General features: G+C 70.0%; 18 protein-coding genes and 1 other RNA gene. 16 read left to right on the forward strand and 3 right to left on the reverse strand.

What is annotated here, in order from left to right; genetic code table 11:
* Positions 1–159 precede the first annotated feature (159 nt).
* From PVT71_RS09770 to PVT71_RS09810, 9 genes are all read left to right on the forward strand, one after another.
* Positions 160–891, forward strand: coding sequence for an alpha/beta hydrolase (locus PVT71_RS09770; protein WP_353471595.1), 732 nt, complete (start codon positions 160–162; stop codon positions 889–891).
* Between the two features lie 9 nt (positions 892–900).
* Positions 901–1,329: a VOC family protein gene (locus PVT71_RS09775; RefSeq protein ID WP_353471596.1), complete on the forward strand. Its 429-nt coding sequence runs from the start codon at positions 901–903 to the stop codon at positions 1,327–1,329.
* 70 nt (positions 1,330–1,399) lie between these two features.
* A complete protein-coding gene (locus tag PVT71_RS09780) occupies positions 1,400–2,413 on the forward strand; it encodes an ester cyclase (RefSeq protein ID WP_353471597.1) in 1,014 nt (337 codons plus the stop codon).
* A gap of 233 nt (positions 2,414–2,646) precedes the next feature.
* The gene (locus PVT71_RS09785) at positions 2,647–3,354 is read left to right on the forward strand and encodes an alpha/beta fold hydrolase (RefSeq protein ID WP_353471598.1); all 708 of its coding nucleotides are present in this window, start codon (positions 2,647–2,649) and stop codon (positions 3,352–3,354) included.
* Between the two features lie 50 nt (positions 3,355–3,404).
* Positions 3,405–3,805, forward strand: an RNA gene (rnpB, locus tag PVT71_RS09790) — RNase P RNA component class A.
* A gap of 167 nt (positions 3,806–3,972) precedes the next feature.
* Positions 3,973–4,140 (forward strand): 50S ribosomal protein L33, encoded by a 168-nt coding sequence (rpmG, locus tag PVT71_RS09795; RefSeq protein WP_007799108.1) that lies wholly within the window; start codon positions 3,973–3,975, stop codon positions 4,138–4,140.
* Positions 4,141–4,483: 343 nt separating this feature from the next.
* Entirely contained in the window at positions 4,484–4,843 is a 360-nt protein-coding gene (locus PVT71_RS09800; protein WP_353471599.1) for a hypothetical protein, read from the forward strand.
* A gap of 132 nt (positions 4,844–4,975) precedes the next feature.
* Complete coding sequence (locus tag PVT71_RS09805) at positions 4,976–6,112, forward strand: aminodeoxychorismate synthase component I (RefSeq protein WP_353471600.1); 1,137 nt, start codon at positions 4,976–4,978, stop codon at positions 6,110–6,112.
* The gene (locus tag PVT71_RS09810) at positions 6,070–6,756 is read left to right on the forward strand and encodes an aminotransferase class IV family protein (protein ID WP_353471601.1); all 687 of its coding nucleotides are present in this window, start codon (positions 6,070–6,072) and stop codon (positions 6,754–6,756) included. Before PVT71_RS09805 ends, PVT71_RS09810 begins: the two co-directional genes overlap by 43 nt.
* A 76-nt stretch (positions 6,757–6,832) precedes the next feature.
* On the opposite strand, the gene PVT71_RS09815 is transcribed toward PVT71_RS09810, so the two are convergent.
* Both PVT71_RS09815 and PVT71_RS09820 read right to left on the reverse strand, forming a co-directional pair.
* Positions 6,833–7,576 (reverse strand): Bax inhibitor-1/YccA family protein, encoded by a 744-nt coding sequence (locus PVT71_RS09815; RefSeq protein ID WP_353471602.1) that lies wholly within the window; start codon positions 7,574–7,576, stop codon positions 6,833–6,835.
* Positions 7,577–7,818: 242 nt separating this feature from the next.
* Positions 7,819–8,034, reverse strand: a complete 216-nt coding sequence (locus PVT71_RS09820) for a DUF1127 domain-containing protein (protein ID WP_353471603.1) — start codon at positions 8,032–8,034, stop codon at positions 7,819–7,821.
* Between the two features lie 126 nt (positions 8,035–8,160).
* On the opposite strand from PVT71_RS09820, the gene PVT71_RS09825 reads away from it, so the two are divergent.
* Complete coding sequence (locus PVT71_RS09825) at positions 8,161–9,033, forward strand: LysR family transcriptional regulator (RefSeq protein WP_353471604.1); 873 nt, start codon at positions 8,161–8,163, stop codon at positions 9,031–9,033.
* Between the two features lie 3 nt (positions 9,034–9,036).
* On the opposite strand, the gene PVT71_RS09830 is transcribed toward PVT71_RS09825, so the two are convergent.
* A complete protein-coding gene (locus tag PVT71_RS09830; protein WP_353471605.1) occupies positions 9,037–10,002 on the reverse strand; it encodes an NADPH:quinone oxidoreductase family protein in 966 nt (321 codons plus the stop codon).
* 300 nt (positions 10,003–10,302) lie between these two features.
* On the opposite strand from PVT71_RS09830, the gene PVT71_RS09835 reads away from it, so the two are divergent.
* The 6 genes from PVT71_RS09835 (at position 10,303) to PVT71_RS09860 (ending at position 15,523) form a co-directional block, all read left to right on the forward strand.
* Positions 10,303–10,689, forward strand: coding sequence for a helix-turn-helix transcriptional regulator (locus PVT71_RS09835; protein ID WP_353471606.1), 387 nt, complete (start codon positions 10,303–10,305; stop codon positions 10,687–10,689).
* A 63-nt stretch (positions 10,690–10,752) separates the two neighbouring features.
* Positions 10,753–11,553, forward strand: coding sequence for a histidinol-phosphatase (gene hisN / locus PVT71_RS09840; protein ID WP_353471607.1), 801 nt, complete (start codon positions 10,753–10,755; stop codon positions 11,551–11,553).
* 131 nt (positions 11,554–11,684) lie between these two features.
* The gene (locus PVT71_RS09845) at positions 11,685–13,025 is read left to right on the forward strand and encodes an 8-oxoguanine deaminase (protein WP_353471608.1); all 1,341 of its coding nucleotides are present in this window, start codon (positions 11,685–11,687) and stop codon (positions 13,023–13,025) included.
* Between the two features lie 28 nt (positions 13,026–13,053).
* Positions 13,054–13,524: a CAP domain-containing protein gene (locus PVT71_RS09850; protein WP_353471609.1), complete on the forward strand. Its 471-nt coding sequence runs from the start codon at positions 13,054–13,056 to the stop codon at positions 13,522–13,524.
* 91 nt (positions 13,525–13,615) lie between these two features.
* Positions 13,616–14,839 carry an MFS transporter gene (locus tag PVT71_RS09855; RefSeq protein WP_353471610.1) on the forward strand — a complete coding sequence of 408 codons (1,224 nt, stop codon included), beginning with the start codon at positions 13,616–13,618 and terminating at the stop codon, positions 14,837–14,839.
* 75 nt (positions 14,840–14,914) lie between these two features.
* The gene (locus tag PVT71_RS09860; protein ID WP_353471611.1) at positions 14,915–15,523 is read left to right on the forward strand and encodes a CAP domain-containing protein; all 609 of its coding nucleotides are present in this window, start codon (positions 14,915–14,917) and stop codon (positions 15,521–15,523) included.
* The last annotated feature ends 7 nt before the right edge of the window (positions 15,524–15,530 follow it).

The raw sequence follows: 15,530 nt of genomic DNA on the forward strand, positions 1-15,530 counted from the left end.
GTGACGCAAACCGGCCCGGCGTCCAACATCTTTGTGGCAGCGTGGCGGGGCGGGTGGCGACACTCCGCCCGCCGGCAGGGCCCGCGCCGCCCCCCTTGCCTCGCGCCGGGCAAGGCGTCAGGTTGGCGCCGACACCCGCCCCCGAATGCGCAAGGACCGATGACCCAGTACCTCGACATGCCCGATTACCGCCTCGCCTATGTCCACACGCCGGGGGAGGGGCCGACCGTGGTCTTCCTGTCGGGCTACAAGTCGGACATGGAGGGCACCAAGGCCGTGCATCTCGAAGCCTGGGCCAAGGCGCGCGGCCGCGCCTTCCTGCGGCTCGACTACTCGGGCCACGGCCAGTCCGGCGGCGCCTTCGAGGAAGGCTGCATCGGCGACTGGGCGGCGGACGCTCAGGCGGTGATCGAGCATGTCACCTCCGGCCCGCTGATCCTCGTCGGCTCCTCGATGGGCGGCTGGATCGCCAGCCTGTTGACCCGGCGGCTGAAAGATGTGCGCGGCTTCGTCGGCATCGCCGCCGCGCCCGATTTCTCCGAGGACAGCTTCTGGGAGGGCTTCTCCGAGGCCGAGCGCGCCGAGGTGATGGAGAAGGGCGTCGTCTACCTGCCCTCGGCCTACGGCGATCCCTATGCCGTCACCCGCAAGCTGATCGAGGACGGGCGCCGGAACCTCGTGCTGCGCGCGCCCCTGCCGATGCCCTTCCCGGTGCGGCTGGTGCAGGGCACCGAGGACGAGGCGGTGAGCCGCGAGACGGCGCTGCGCCTGCTCGACCACATCGACAGCCCCGACCTGCGCCTGACGCTGGTGAAGGGTGCCGACCACCGCTTTTCCGAACCCGAGAACCTGCATCACATCGAGACCGCCATCCTCGAGGTCGGCGGCTGAGGAGGAAAGATGGACCACCGCATCAGCCTGATCACGCTCGCCGCCCGCGACCCCGAGGCGCTGGCGGGCTTCTACGAGGCTCTGGGTTGGCAGCGCGCCGACGCCATGGAGGGGATGGTGGTCTTCGACCTGCTCGGCCAGTCGATCGGTATCTATTCCCGTGATGCGCTGGCCGCGGACATGGGCGTCGAGCCAGAGGCGCTCGGTCATGGCGCGATGACGCTGGCGCATAACGTCGGCTCGGCCGAAGAGGTCGATGCGCTGATGGCGAGCGCCGAGGCGGCGGGGGCGAAGATCCTGCGCCCCGGCGGCGCGGTGCACTGGGGCGGGCACATCGGCTATTTCGCCGACCCCGAGGGCCATGTCTGGGAGATCGCCCACAACCCGTTCTCGCCCCTGCGCAGCGAGGACGGCGCCTTCCGCTGGCGCGGCTACTGAGGCTCCCGCGCCCGGCAAGCCTTTCTTAACCGCGTCCCTGCATCCTGCCGCCCCAGCGAGGGAGGCGGCAGTGCAGGGCTTCGATGCGGAATTTCGCGACTACCCGGATTACCTGCGCAAGCTGGCGCAGCTTGTCTGGTCGCGGCGCGGGCTCGGCGGTTCGCAGCCGCCCGAGCGGTTCTGGCACCCCCATGCCATCCTGCGCCGGCCCGGCGGCATCAGCTTCGGCCCCGCCGCCCTCCGCGCCGAGGTGTTCGAGCTCGTCTCCGCCCTGCCGGATCTCGAGGCCGCGACCGAGGAGGTGATCTGCACCGGCACGCCCCGGCGCGGGCTCCTCGGGGCGCAGCGGCTGGTCTTCAGTGCCACCCATTCCGGCGAGGGGGCCTTCGGCGGGCCCGGCGGGCGGCGGCTGCGCTTCCGGGTGCTGGCCGAGCTGCACGCCAAGGACAACCGCGTGGCCGAGCTCTGGGCGGTGCGCGACACCGGCGCGATCCTGCGCCAGATCGGCCTGCCGGTGGCCGACTGGGCGCGCGGGCGCCTCGCCTTCCATGACCCCGAGACGCAGCCCTTCCGCCCCGAGGTCGACGTGGCGGGCCCCTACACCGGGCAGGGCGACGACAGCCATTGGGGGATGGGCTTCGCCGCGCTGGTCGAGGAGATGATGGCGGGCGGCTTCTCGGTCGCCCCCGCGCGCTACGATCCGGCCGCCTGGCTCTGCCTGCCCGGGGCCGAGCAGCGGCGCGGCCCCGAGGGGGCGGAACGCTTCTGGCTCGGGCTGCGCGCGGCCTTCCCCTCGGCGCGGTTCACCGTGCACCACCGCATGGGCGAGGAGGCCGCGCGCCGCCCGCCCCGCGCCGCGCTGCGCTGGTCGCTCACCGGGCGGCACGAGGGTTGGGGCCGCTTCGGACCGCCCACCGGCGCCGAGGTCCACGTGATGGGTTTCAGCCAGGCCGAGTTCGGCCCCGCCGGGCTGCGCCGGGAATGGTCGCTCTACGACGAGGCGGCGGTCTGGATGCAGATCCACCTCGCCACCGGGATGGCCGCGGCGCGGCCTGTGCCCATCGCCGCACCAAGCCGGGCGTGACCCCGGCGCGGCAAGCCGACGGCGATTGGCCGCCGGTCGCGGGACGTGCGGCTTTCGCTGGGAATCGCCGACGGTTAGTCTAAATCGCACCGCAGGGACCGGCGCCGGACGCGCCGCGAAAAGTCCCGTGGCTTTACGACAGGGCAGACTGGAATTGGTGCTTCACCCAAGGCGAACGATGCGCGCGGCCTGTGCCGTGCGAGGCGCGGAACTGATCGGATTGCGGGGCGCACATGGCTGAGCCCCTCGTCCTGCTGCCCGAATCCATGTGCGACGCGCGGCTCTACTGGCCGCAGATCGCCGAGCTGTCGCACGAGATGGCGGTGATGGTCGCGCCGGTGCATCTCGGCGACCGCATCGAGGAGATCGCCTCGAACCTGCTCGACGTGCTGCCCCGCCGCTTCGCGCTGGCGGGCTGCGGATTCGGCGGCATGGTGGCGATCGAGCTGCAACGCCGCGCGCCCGACCGGGTGGCGCGGTTCATGCTGATCGGCAGCTCGCCCCTTGCCGACACGCCGCAGCAGGCCGCCGACCGCGAGCGGCTGGTGATCAAGGCCCGCGCCGGCAAGTTCGACGAGGCCATCGAGGGGCTGCTCCCGCGCGAGAGCTTTGCCGCCGGCCCCTTCCGCGCCGAGATCATGGCGCTGGTCCGCGAGATGGCCGAGGGATTCGGGCCCGACATCCTCGTGCGGCAGGCGCGCGCCCTGCAGAAGCGGCGCGACCAGCAGGCGGTCATGGTCAAGCTGCGCGTGCCGACGATGATCGTCGCCGGCACGCAGGACACGCTCTATCCCGAGAAGCGCCAGAGCGTGCTCGCAGAGCTGGTTCCCGGCGCGGTGCTGCGGATGATTCCCGGCACCGGCCACCTGCCGATGCTCGAGGATCCCGCCGCCCTCTGCGCCGCGATCCGCGACTGGATGCGCCTGCCCGCGGCGCGCTGAGTCGCCGCGGCGCTTGACCGCCTCCGCGCCGCCGCCTATGGGAGCCGGGCGTGGAGGGCCGGGCGGCCGCTGCGGCGGGCAACCGCCGGAGAGGAAAGTCCGGACTCGCTGAAGCATCGGTGCCGGGTAATGCCCGGGCAGGGCAACCTGACGGAAAGCGCCACAGAGAAGAGACCGCCGTCCCTCGGGGCGGTAAGGGTGAAACGGTGGGGTAAGAGCCCACCGGGGGGCTGGCAACAGGCCCCGCATGGCAAGCCCCACCGGGAGCAATGCCAAATAGGGACCCCGCGCGGGCATGATCCCTCTGGGATATCACCGCAGGGCCGCTTCAGCCCGAGGGGTCCGGGTTGGCAGCTTGAGCCGTGCGGCAACGTACGGCCTAGAGGAATGGTCGCACAGGGGCGGGGCAACCCGTCCTGGACAAAATCCGGCTTACAGGCCCTCCACGCATGACATCCCGTCGCGCCCGCCCGGGCGCGCTGGGGACGAAATTGGGGAAAATCCGTCTTCCTCGCGATTCCCGGGCCAAGGGCTGTTGACTCCGGGCCGCGGCTGGGTAAAAGGCGGGCTTCAAGAGATTTCACGGGCGGCGCTCGCCCCCGTTGCAGGAGAAGAAGAATGGCGAAGCCGACCACCATCAAGATCCGCCTGAACTCGACCGCCGGGACGGGCCATTTCTACGTGACCAAGAAAAACGCGCGTACCATGACCGAGAAGATGACCGTGCGGAAGTACGACCCGGTCGTGCGCAAGCACGTCGAATACAAAGAAGGCAAGATCAAGTAAGCCTTCTTGATTTCGGATCACACGGGCCGCACGGGAAACCGCGCGGCTCTTGTCTTTCCGGCCTTCGGGTTGCAGCGCTCCCCCCGCCCGGGGTGGGGCGCTTTTTCCTGTCTGCGCGGGCGCGAACGGGATTTTTGCTGACCTGCAGGGGACTTGCCCGGTTCGGTGTGCCGTCGTAGCCCGTCGCATACATCTAAGGCCTTGATTTCACTGCATGACGGGCATTCCGACACGTGGGTTTCGCCGTTCGCCTGTTCGTGAGATTCTGCAATGCAGAAATTCGGCCGCCCGAGTCGCGGTCCTCCCTCCCAGCGCGTTTCGCGCAGACCCGAAAGAGCCCGATATGACCAAATCCTCCCTCCTGGCCTCGCTGGCCATCGTCCTTCCCATGTCGCTTCCGCTGGCTGCCTCGGCGGCCTCGCTGACCCTCTCCGAGCCGCTCGCCGGCGGCACGCTGCACGAGGGCACGGTCGACATGTCGATCTACACCCAGCCGGTCGACGAGACCGGTGTCGAGGTGGTTGCCTTCTACACCGAGCGCGCCGGCGCCGAGCCGCTGCGCGTCGCCATGCGCCTCGAAGAGGGCGACAGCGCCACCTTCGGCCTGCCGGGCATCTCGGGCGTCACCTACCGCTTCGAGCGCAGCGCCGAGGCGGTCACCGTGACGAGCGCCCCGGCCCGCACCGAGCTGGCGATGAACTGACCGCGGGACATCCCGCTGCACGATCGAAGGGCCGTCCCGGCAGGGGCGGCCCTTCTGCTGCGGATTGGCCCCTCGCGCCCGGGCGGGCGACCTGCTAGGGGTCGCGCCGGGATTTGGCGATCGGGTGCGGTCATGGACGAGACGCGGATCATTCTTGAGGCGGGGCCGGGCGGGACGCCGGCACTCTTCGAGACCCCGCGCGAGCTGGTCACCGCCACCACCCCCGCCGGGGCGCTCGTCGCGCTGGCGCGGCTCGAACAGGCCCGCGCCGCCGGGCACTGGGTCGCGGGCTATGCCGCCTACGAGCTCGGCTTCGCGCTCGAGCCCGCGCTGGCACACCTCTGGGAACCCGGCGCGCCGCTGCTGCATTTCGGCATCTTCGACGCACCGCGGGACGCCTCGGCGGCGCTGGCGCGGATGCAGGGCACGCCCGCCCGCGTCACCGCCGTGACGCCGCTCTGGAGCCGCGCGCGCTATGCCGGGGCCTTCCACGAGATCAAGGAGATGCTGGCGGCAGGCGACCTCTACCAGGTGAACCTGACCATGCCGGTCGAGGCGCGCTTCGAGGGCACGCCCGAGGCGCTCTGGTCGGCGCTGCGCGCCTTCCAGCCGGTCGGCCACGGCGCCTTTGCCCGGCTCGGCGGCGAGGTGATCCTGTCGCGCTCTCCCGAGCTCTTCTTCCGGCTTGATGCCTCGGGGGCGATCGAGGTCGCGCCGATGAAGGGCACCGCCCCGCGCGGCGTCACCCCGGCCGAGGACGACGCGCTGATGCGCGCGCTGGCGGCGGACGCGAAGAACCGGGCCGAGAACGTGATGATCGTCGATCTGATGCGCAACGACCTCTCGCGCCTGTCGCGGCCGGGCAGCGTGAAGGTGCCGGACCTGCTGAAGGTCGAACGCTACGCCACGGTGCACCAGATGGTCTCGCGCGTGGTGGCCGAGCTCGAGGGGCGCCCGTCGATCACCGACCTGCTGCGCGCGATCTTCCCTTGCGGCTCGATCACCGGCGCGCCGAAAATCGCGGCGATGAAGGCGATTCATCACCTCGAGCGCTGGCGGCGCGGGGTCTATTGCGGCGGGCTCGGCTGGATGGCGCCGGACGGCTCGGCCGAGTTCAACGTGGCGATCCGCACGCTGACGGTGACCGGCGAGGGCCGCGCCCTGCTGGGCGTGGGCGGCGGCATCGTGCAGGACAGCACCTGCGAGGCGGAATACGAGGAGGCGCTGTGGAAAGCCCGTTTCCTGACCGGAGTGATGCAGCAGGGCTGAGCCCCGACCTGCGCCTGATCGAGACCCTGCGCTGGGAGCCCGGCAGCGGGGCGCTGCGCGGCGCGCGGCACGTGGCGCGCTGCCTTGCCAGCTGCGCGGCGCTCGGCATCCCGCTGGAACGCGCGGCGCTGGAGGCGGCGCTGGACGGGTTCGACGCGGAGGGGCCGCAGCGGCTGAGGCTGACCGTGGGGCTGGCGGGGGACATCGAGATCACCTCGACCCCCTTCGATCCCGCCTCTGTCCCCGCGGGGACGCGGGTGATGCTCTGCGCGGCGCGGCTGGAGCCGGAGACCCCGCTGCTGCGCCACAAGACCACCTCCCGCGCGCTCTACGATGCCGCGCTGACGGCCCGGCCCGCAGGGGTGGACGAGCTGCTGTTCCTCAACACCCGCGGCGAGCTCTGCGAGGGGGCCTACACGAATGTCTTTCTCGAGCGTGAAGACGGCGCGCGGGTGACCCCGGCGCTCTCCTCGGGGCTGCTGCCGGGGGTGCTGCGCGCGGCGCTGCTGGAGGAGGGGGCCTTTGCCGAGGCGGTGGTGCGGCTTGGTGACCTGCAGCGGGCGAGGCGGCTCTGGATAGGCAATTCGCTGCGCGGGCTGATGCCCGCCGAGTTGCTGCCGGGCGAGCTGCCGTCGCCGCTCTGAGGCTGCGCAAAGGGCAAAGAAAAACCCCGCCAGACCGGGGTCTGGCGGGGCCGTGAAGCCGGGGCTTCGGCTGCGATCAGTCGCGGTTGCCGAGCAGCTGCAGCAGGAACATGAACATGTTGATGAAGTCCATGTAGAGGTTCAGCGCGCCGACGATGGCCGATTTCGCGAGCCATTCGCTGTCGCCGTGGGCGGCGTGCTGGATGTAGGTGTTCTTGATGTTCTGCGTGTCATAGGCGGTCAGGCCGGCGAAGATCAGCACACCCAGGATCGAGATGGCGAAGTAGATCGCCGGCGAGCCGAGGAAGATGTTGATGATCGAGGCCACGAGGATGCCGATCACGCCCATGATGAGGAACGATCCCCAGCCGGAGATGTCCTTCTTCGTGGTGTAGCCCCAGAGCGACAGGCCGGCGAAGGCGATCGCGGTCACCAGGAAGACCTGCGCGATCGAGAAGCCGGTGAAGGCCACGAAGATCCAGCTCAGCGACAGGCCCATCACCGCCGCGAAGGCGTAGAAGAACAGCTGCGCGCCGGCGGCGGACAGGCGGTTGAGGGCCGCGCCGAAGGCGAAGACCATGATCAGCGGGGCGAACATGGCGATCCAGCCGAGGATGTTCGGCTTGAGCGTCATCGGGTCGCGGAAGACGGCCAGCAGTTCCGGGGTCGAGCCCACGGCCCAGGCGACTGCGAAGGTCAGCAGCATGCCCACGGACATGGTCGCGTAGACCTTGTTCATGTGCGCGCGGAGCCCCGCGTCAATCTGGGCCGCGCGTGCGCCGGCCGCGCCGTGGGTCCGGATTGTGTTGAAGTCTGCCATCGGGTCGTGTCCTCCGAGTTGAAATGTGCAGCCTGAAGATAACTGTTCCGATCCGATATTGGCAGCAGTGCCGCTCATTTCAAGAAGGACGCGAGTCAAAAGGGACTGTTCTAGAACAAAAAATGCCCTCTCCGGTTGCGCGGCACGGGGCAGGCGCGGGAGAGGGCAGTGCGGGCCCGGGGGGAGCGGCCCGAAAAGCGAAGCGGCGAGAGGGGCTTGGCCGGACGTCTCACGCTGCGCGCTCAGAGCCGCCAGTGGCTCGGCGCATCCCAGAAGGCGCGGCGCGCCTCGTCGATCGCCTCGCCGCGGGTGAGGCCGAGGTCGCGCAGCAGGTGCGGGTCGAGCTCGGCCAGCCTGCGGCGCTGGCGGGAGACGGCGAAGAGGTCTGCCACCAGCTTCAGGAGCGGGGTGCGGCGGCGCGTGATGCGGGCGCGGGGGAGGGCGACTTCACGGGGCATGAGCTTGTCCTTCACATATGTTGATGCAAGACTGTGTTTCCATGTTGCTGTGTGATGAGTTATGCTTCCCCTCGGTCAATCTGTAAAACGAATGTTCCTGAAGCGATTCATCACGGAGCTTGATGCATGCGAAACCTCGACCTGACGACCCTGCGCTCCTTCGTGGCGGTGGCCGACGCCGGCGGGGTGACCCGCGCCGCGGGCTTCCTGAACCTGACGCAATCGGCGGTCTCGATGCAGCTCAAGCGGCTGGAAGAGATGTTGGGCCTCGCGCTGCTCGATCGCTCGGGCCGCGGCGTCGCGCTGACCCCGGCGGGCGAGCAGCTGCTGAAATACGCGCGCCGCATGGTCGAGATGAACGACGAGATCTACGCGCGGCTGACCCGGCAGGACTGGGAGGGCGAGATCGTGCTCGGCGTGCCGCATGACATCGTCTACCCGGTGATCCCGCGCATCATGAAGCGCATGCAGCGCGACTACCCGCGGGTGCGGGTGCAGCTGATCAGCTCGTATACCTCGGACCTCAAGGAGCAGTTCGCGCGCGGCGCGATCGACGTGATCCTGACCACCGAGGGCGAGCCGGTCGAGGGCGGCGAGGCGCTGCTCGAGGTGCCGCTGCGCTGGTTCGGCGCGCCGGGCGGCACCGCCTGGAAGAGCAAGCCGCTGCGCATCGCCTTCTCGCGCCGCTGCGGCTTCCGCCCGGTCGCCATCGCGCTGATGGAGCGCGAGGGGCTCGACTGGGAGCTGGCGGTGGATTCCGAGATGGACCGCACGATCGAGGTCTCGGTCTCGGCCGACCTCGCGGTGACGCCGATCCTCGAGGGCCACGCGCCGCAGCATTTCGAGATGATCCCGCAGGGCGTGCTGCCCGATCTCGGGATGCAGAAGATCTGCCTCTACGGCTCGGGCGCAAAGCCGCAGATCATCGCGCCGATGCTCGAGATGCTGCGCAGCGAGTTCTGCACGCTGCGGCGGCGGCCCGAGCTGGCGGCGGAATAGGGCTCAGCCGGGGATCTCGATCACCACCTTGCCGGTGGAGGCGCGGCTGCGCAGCAGCTCGAGCCCCTCGGCGACGCGGGCGAGCGGCAGCACGTGGCTGACATGCGGGTGCAGCTTGCCCGCGGCGTGCCAGGCGAAGAGCTGCGCCAGCGATCCGGTCAGCGCCTCGGGCCGGAAGGTCAGGTAGCCGCCCCAGTAGAGCCCCATGACGGTGAGGTTCTTGACCAGCAGGTGGTTGGCCTTGATCTGCGGCACGGTGCCGCTGGCGAAGCCGATGCTGAGGATCCGCGCCTCGGGGTTGCAGGCGCGGAAGGCGGCGTCGAACTGCTCGCCGCCTACGGCATCATAGACCACGTCGGCGCCGCCGAGCGCGCGGACCTCGGCGCGGATGTCGGCGCTGGCCGCGTCGATCAGGTGATCGGCCCCGGCACGGCGCGCCACCTCGAGCTTCTCGGGACCGCGGGCGCAGGCGATCACCCGCGCGCCCATGAGCTTGCCGATCTCGACCGCGGTCAGGCCGACGCCCCCCGCCGCGCCGAGGACGAGCAGCGTCTCGCCGGGCTGCAGCCGGGCGCGGTGATCCAGCGCGAGGTGGCTGGTGCCATAAGCAATCTGAAATCCGGCGGCGATGGTGCTGCTCATGCTGGCGGGCAGGGGCACGGCGCGCGCGGCGTCGAAAATCCCGTATTCCGCGAGCCCGCCCTGGCCGCCGAAGAGCGCCACGCGTTGCCCGATCTCGAGCGTTTCGACGCCCGGACCAAGCGCATCGACGACCCCGGCGACCTCCATTCCGAGGGTGAACGGCGGCTCGGGCGTATCCTGGTACCGCCCTTCGATCATCAGGAGATCGGCGAAATTGAGGCCGCAAGCCTCGATCCGGAGGCGAATCTGCCCGCTGCCGGGCTCGGGGAATCGAATCGTGGCGAGATTCGGGATGCCGCCAGAAGAGTCAATCCGATAGGCTAGCATGGCGTATCCGTCCGTATAGGTTTCGCGGGGGCGTGCCCAAATAAAATGCTGCTCCCCGCAGAACTTGGCAAAAATATGAAACCACGGGAAGCGACGTTAAGTCATTGTTTGGATTTACAACCGTTGAGTGCAACCCGGTCTCCCTGCTCAGCGGTCGGGGTGCAACTCCCTTGATCTGTCGCGGAGAAGCAAGGTAGCTTTTGTTCACGTTAAAAGTGTGGCTCCGGCCGCTGCTGTGAGCGGTCGGTTTTTTGTTAGTGCTCTGTTTTTATGCACAGGGCGAGTGAAAAGGAAAATACGATGACGCATCCCGTGGACGTTCATGTGGGTAAACGCATTCGTCACCGTCGCTGGCTCGTTGGTATGACGCAGCAGCAGCTCGCAGAACATGTGGGCATCAAGTTTCAGCAGATCCAAAAGTACGAGACCGGTGCGAACCGCGTCAGCGCCTCCCGCCTCTGGGACATCGCCGACGCGCTCGAAGTGCCGGTGAGCTTCTTCTTCGAGGGCATCGAGAGCGAGCAGCAGGCCACCGAGACGGCCGAGGCGCCCGCGGTCCCCGCGATGCCGACCGACATCCTCGGCGACAAGGAAGCGCTCGATCTCGTGCGGTCCTACTACGCGATCCCGGAAAACCAGCGCCGCCGCCTGTTCGAACTGGCGCGCGTCCTGTCCGACGTCGCTTGAGCCTGAGCGCCCCCTGCGATAGCTGATTTCCCGAGGCAAGGGATCGTGCAGCAGGGGGCAGTCATGGCCGAGATTTCCGAAGAACTGGCACAGGAGCTCTGGCGCACCGCCGGAGTGATGGCGGAAGCCGCACGCGCGGCGATCCTGCCGCATTTCCGTGCCGAGGGGCTGGGGGCGGACAACAAGCTGTCCGAAGGCTTCGACCCGGTGACCGTCGCCGACCGCGCCGCCGAGAAGGCGATGCGCGAGGTGCTGGCCGAGCTGCGCCCGATGGACGCGATCCTCGGCGAGGAATACGGCCGGGCGGCGGGCGAAAGCGGGCTGACCTGGGTGCTCGACCCGATCGACGGCACGCGCGGCTTCCTGTCGGGCACGCCGACCTGGGGCGTGCTGATCGCCCTCTCGGACGAGGCCGGCCCGGTGCTCGGGGTGATCGACCAGCCCTACACGCTCGAGCGTTTCGAAGGCGGGCTCGGCCGGGCGCAATGGTCCGGCCCGCTCGGCACGAGGCCGCTCGGCGCGCGCACCGCGCGGCCGCTCTCGGAGGCGATCCTCTTCACCACCTTCCCCGAGGTCGGGACGGCGGCCGAGGGCGCGGCCTTCCGGCGGGTCTCGGCGCAGGCGCGGCTGACCCGCTACGGCATGGATTGCTATGCCTATGCGCTGCTGGCCGCCGGGCAGATCGACCTGGTGATCGAGGCCGGGCTGCAGGCCTATGACGTGCAGGCGCCGATCGCGGTGATCGAGGCCGCGGGCGGCGTGGTCACCGACTGGCAGGGCGGCAAGGCGCACGAGGGCGGGCAGGTGCTGGCCGCGGCGAACGCGCAGATCCATGCCGAGGCCATGGCGCTGCTCAACGGCTGAGGCGGGGCAGGGGCCGGCGAACACGGCCCTTCCATTCTTCCCGAAATCACGAAACAGCCTCACGCCGCGCCAATCTTTCCTTCCCTGTCCCGCGGGGGCAGGGTGGCGCCACACCTGCGAGGAGCCCCGAGATGAGCGAATTCCTGATCCGCAACGCGCGCACCGTCCTGACCATGGACGATGACGGGACCGAGCTTGCGGATGCCGACATCCTGCTGCGTGACGGGGTCATCGCGGAAATCGGCGCGCGGCTCGAGACCACCGGCGAGATCGTCGATGCGCGGCATTGCGTTGTCACCCCGGGGCTGGTGAACACCCATCACCATCTCTACCAGGGGCTCACCAAGGCGGTGCCGGGCGGGCAGGACGCGCTGCTCTTCGGCTGGCTGCAGACGCTCTACCCGATCTGGGAACGCTTCGGGCCCGAGGAGTTCTACATCTCGGCGCAGGTCGGGCTGGCGGAACTCGCGCTCTCGGGTTGCACGATGAGCTCGGACCACCTCTATCTCTACCCCAATGGCGCGCGGCTCGATGACAGCATCGCCGCGGCGCAGGACATCGGCCTGCGGTTCCACGCCACCCGCGGCAGCATGAGCATCGGGGTCAGCAAGGGCGGGCTGCCGCCGGACTCGCTGGTGGAGGACGAGGGCGCCATCCTCGAGGACTGCATCCGGGTGATCGACGCCTTCCACGACCCGTCCGAGGGCGCGATGGTGCGTGTCGGCGTGGCGCCCTGCTCGCCCTTCTCGGTGAGCCGCGAGCTGATGCGCGACAGCGCCATCCTCGCCCGCGACAAGGGGGTGATGATGCACACCCACCTCGCCGAGAACGACGAGGACGTGGCCTATTCGCTCGAGAAGTTCGGCTGCCGCCCGGGGCAATACGCCGAGGATCTCGGCTGGACCGGCCCCGATGTCTGGCACGCCCATTGCGTGAAGCTCGACGGGCAGGAGATCGACCTCTTCGCCGCGACGCGCACCGGGGTCGCGCATTGCCCCTGTTCGAACTGCCGCCTCGGCTCGGGCATCGCGCCGGTGCGGGCGATGCTGGACGCGGGGGTCAACGTCGGGCTCGGCGTCGACGGCTCGGCGAGCAACGACATGGCCAGCCTCATCGGCGAGGCGCGGCAGGCGATGCTGCTGCAGCGGGTGGAGAACGGCGCCGACGCGATGAGCGCCCGCGCTGCGCTGCGCGTGGCGACGCGGGGCGGCGCCGAGGTGCTGGGCCGCTTCGACTGCGGGCAGGTCGCCGTGGGGATGCGCGCCGATCTGGCGCTCTGGGACGTCGGCGGCATCGAGAGCGCCGGCAGCTGGGATCCCGCGGCGCTGCTGCTCGCCGGGCCGCAGAAGGTGCGCCACCTCTTCGTCGACGGGCGACAGGTTGTGCGGGACTGGCGCATCGCTACCATCGACATCGAGGCCGCGTTGACGCGTCACAAGGAAATGGCGCGTACGCTGGCAGGACTGAGCTGAGCCACCAGACCCGACACCGGAGGACCCGATGCGACGACTTCTGACCGCCTGCTTGCTTCCCGTGATGCTGCTTTCCGCCTGCGTGGTGGTGCCGCTGCCGCAATCCGGCACCGGCGGCGAGCCGGTGCAATTCCTCGAGGACCCGTCGGGGGCGCAGCTCAACGCGTTACGCCAGCAGCAGGGCCTTGCCGCGCTGAGCTACTCGCCGGTGCTCGAGAAGGTCGCGCAGGGCCATGCGAGCGACATGGCGCGCATGGACAAGCTGACCCACACCGGCAGCGACGGCAGCCAGATCGGCGACCGGGTCAAGCGCAGCGGCTACAACATGCGGCGCGCGGCCGAGAACGTCGCGCTGAACGGCGGCGGGCTCGACGGGGCGATGCAGGGCTGGATCAACTCGCCGCCGCACCTTGCCAACATGCTCAAGCCGGACGTGTCGGAATACGGCATCGCCCGCTCCGGCAATTACTGGGTCATGGTGCTGGCGCGCACCAAGTGATCCGCGCCACGCGGCGGATGAGCGCGTGGCGGCGATTGCCTGCGGCCGCGAAACCGTGCTTTGAAGGGGGCGCAACCTCCCCGGGCACGCCATGACCTTCCTTTCCCGCGCGGGCGATCCGTCCGCCCCGACCCGACCCGCCATCCCCGCCACCGTCTGGATGCTGGGCATCGTCAGCCTGCTGATGGATGTCTCGTCGGAGATGGTGAACGCGCTGCTGCCGCTCTACCTCGCCGGCGGGCTCGGCGCCTCGGTCCTCGCGATCGGGGTGATCGAGGGGCTGTCGGTGGCGATAGCGACGCTGACCAAGTTCCTGTCGGGCGTGCTGGCCGATGCCAGCGGACGGGCCAAACCGCTGGCGGTGCTTGGCTACGGGCTCGGCGCGCTGTCGCGGCTGATCTTCCCGCTGGCGGCGAGCCTCGATCTCATCGTGCTGGCCAAGGCGATGGACCGGGTCGGCAAGGGCATCCGCGGCACCCCGCGCGACGCGCTCATCGCCGCGGTGACCCCGCCCGAGATCCGCGGCGCCAGCTTCGGGTTGCGCAAGTCGCTCGACACGGTCGGCGGCTTCGTCGGCCCGCTGGTCGCGGTGGCGGCGATGCTGCTGCTGGGCGGCAACATCCTGGCGGTGTTCTGGATCGCCGCCTTTCCCGCCGCGCTGGCGGTGCTGGTGCTGGTGCTGGCGGTGCGCGAGCCCGAGGCGCCGCGCGCGGCGAAGCGCGGCGGCTTCCGCCTGTCGGACAGCCTGAGGCTCAACCGCGCGGTCTGGGGGGTGATCGCGCTGGCCTCGCTGATCATGCTCGCCCGGTTCAGCGAGGCCTTCGTGCTGCTGAAATCGCTCGAGGCAGGGTTCTCGCCGACATGGGTGCCGCTGTCGCTGGTGGTCATGCACGCGGCCTACGGGCTGACCGCCTACCCGGTGGGGCGGCTCTCGGACCGGATCGGCAACACGGGCCTGTTGCTCTGCAGCCTCGGCTTCCTCGTCGCCGCGCATCTCGTGCTGGCGCTGGCGGGCTCGGTCTGGGTCTACGTGCTCGGCACGGTGCTCTGGGGGCTGCACATGGGCTTCTCGCAGGGGCTGCTCGGGGCGATGATCGCCGGGGCCACGCCCGAGGCGCTGAAGGGCAGCGCCTTCGGCACGTTCAACCTCGTGACCGGCGCGGTGGTGCTGGCGGGGAACACACTGGCGGGCTGGCTCTGGCAGAGCGCGGGCTCGCAGGTGCCGTTCCTCGTCGGGGCGGCGATCTCGCTGGTGGCCATGCTGCTCATCGCGGCGGGCCGGCACCGGCAGCGGCGCGCGGCCGGGCGCGCATAACGGGGCATCCGCTTGCCGGGGCGGGGGGACTGCGCCATCTATCAGCCAAGCTGAGATTTTTCCCGGAGACCGCCCATGAAACGCCCGCTGCGCGCCGCCCAGTTCGGACTGGTCCTTGCAACCCTGTCGCTCGCCGCCTGCATCGACGTGCGCGAGGGGCCCGGCGCCGGAGGGAAGGTGGCCGGGCCGCTGGTGGTGCAGGCGCCGCGCGCGACGGTCGGCACGGTCCCGGCCGCAAACCAGCCCTCGGCCCGCGGCCAGGTCGAGGGCGCGAGCATCGTCGAGCTGCGCCGCGCCCCGGCGCAGGTCGTGGTCAGCTCGCAGGCCGAGGCGGCGGCGGCCTTCAATGGCTGGCGGCGGGCGCAGGGGCTGGCGCCGCTCACCCGCTCGGCGCAGCTGCAGCGCGCCGCGCAGGACCATTCCGACGACATGGCGCGGATGAACAAGATGAGCCACGTGGGCAGCGACGGCAGCCGGGTCGGCGCGCGGGCGCAGGCGGCGGGCTACCCCTACCGCCACGTGTCGGAGAACGTCGCGATGACCCCGCTCGGCATCCAGAGCGCGATGGAGCTCTGGGAGAAATCCCCCTCGCACCGGACCGCCATGCTGCGCACCGACGTGCGCGAGTTCGGCCTCGCGCAGAACGGGCGCTACTGGACGCTGGTCATGGGGGTGCGCAAGTAGCGCCTCC

Source organism: Salipiger sp. H15 (genome assembly GCF_040409955.1).
Classification (GTDB): Bacteria; Pseudomonadota; Alphaproteobacteria; order Rhodobacterales; family Rhodobacteraceae; genus Salipiger.

Coding starts and splice junctions, on each gene's coding strand:
- PVT71_RS09770 (WP_353471595.1), top strand. CDS start 160: ATGACCCAGTACCTCGACATGCCCGATTACCGCCTCGCCTATGTCCAC.
- PVT71_RS09775 (WP_353471596.1), top strand. CDS start 901: ATGGACCACCGCATCAGCCTGATCACGCTCGCCGCCCGCGACCCCGAG.
- PVT71_RS09785 (WP_353471598.1), top strand. CDS start 2,647: ATGGCTGAGCCCCTCGTCCTGCTGCCCGAATCCATGTGCGACGCGCGG.
- rpmG (WP_007799108.1), top strand. CDS start 3,973: ATGGCGAAGCCGACCACCATCAAGATCCGCCTGAACTCGACCGCCGGG.
- PVT71_RS09800 (WP_353471599.1), top strand. CDS start 4,484: ATGACCAAATCCTCCCTCCTGGCCTCGCTGGCCATCGTCCTTCCCATG.
- PVT71_RS09805 (WP_353471600.1), top strand. CDS start 4,976: ATGGACGAGACGCGGATCATTCTTGAGGCGGGGCCGGGCGGGACGCCG.
- PVT71_RS09815 (WP_353471602.1), bottom strand. CDS start 7,576: ATGGCAGACTTCAACACAATCCGGACCCACGGCGCGGCCGGCGCACGC.
- PVT71_RS09820 (WP_353471603.1), bottom strand. CDS start 8,034: ATGCCCCGTGAAGTCGCCCTCCCCCGCGCCCGCATCACGCGCCGCCGC.
- PVT71_RS09825 (WP_353471604.1), top strand. CDS start 8,161: ATGCGAAACCTCGACCTGACGACCCTGCGCTCCTTCGTGGCGGTGGCC.
- PVT71_RS09830 (WP_353471605.1), bottom strand. CDS start 10,002: ATGCTAGCCTATCGGATTGACTCTTCTGGCGGCATCCCGAATCTCGCC.
- PVT71_RS09835 (WP_353471606.1), top strand. CDS start 10,303: ATGACGCATCCCGTGGACGTTCATGTGGGTAAACGCATTCGTCACCGT.
- hisN (WP_353471607.1), top strand. CDS start 10,753: ATGGCCGAGATTTCCGAAGAACTGGCACAGGAGCTCTGGCGCACCGCC.
- PVT71_RS09845 (WP_353471608.1), top strand. CDS start 11,685: ATGAGCGAATTCCTGATCCGCAACGCGCGCACCGTCCTGACCATGGAC.
- PVT71_RS09850 (WP_353471609.1), top strand. CDS start 13,054: ATGCGACGACTTCTGACCGCCTGCTTGCTTCCCGTGATGCTGCTTTCC.
- PVT71_RS09855 (WP_353471610.1), top strand. CDS start 13,616: ATGACCTTCCTTTCCCGCGCGGGCGATCCGTCCGCCCCGACCCGACCC.
- PVT71_RS09860 (WP_353471611.1), top strand. CDS start 14,915: ATGAAACGCCCGCTGCGCGCCGCCCAGTTCGGACTGGTCCTTGCAACC.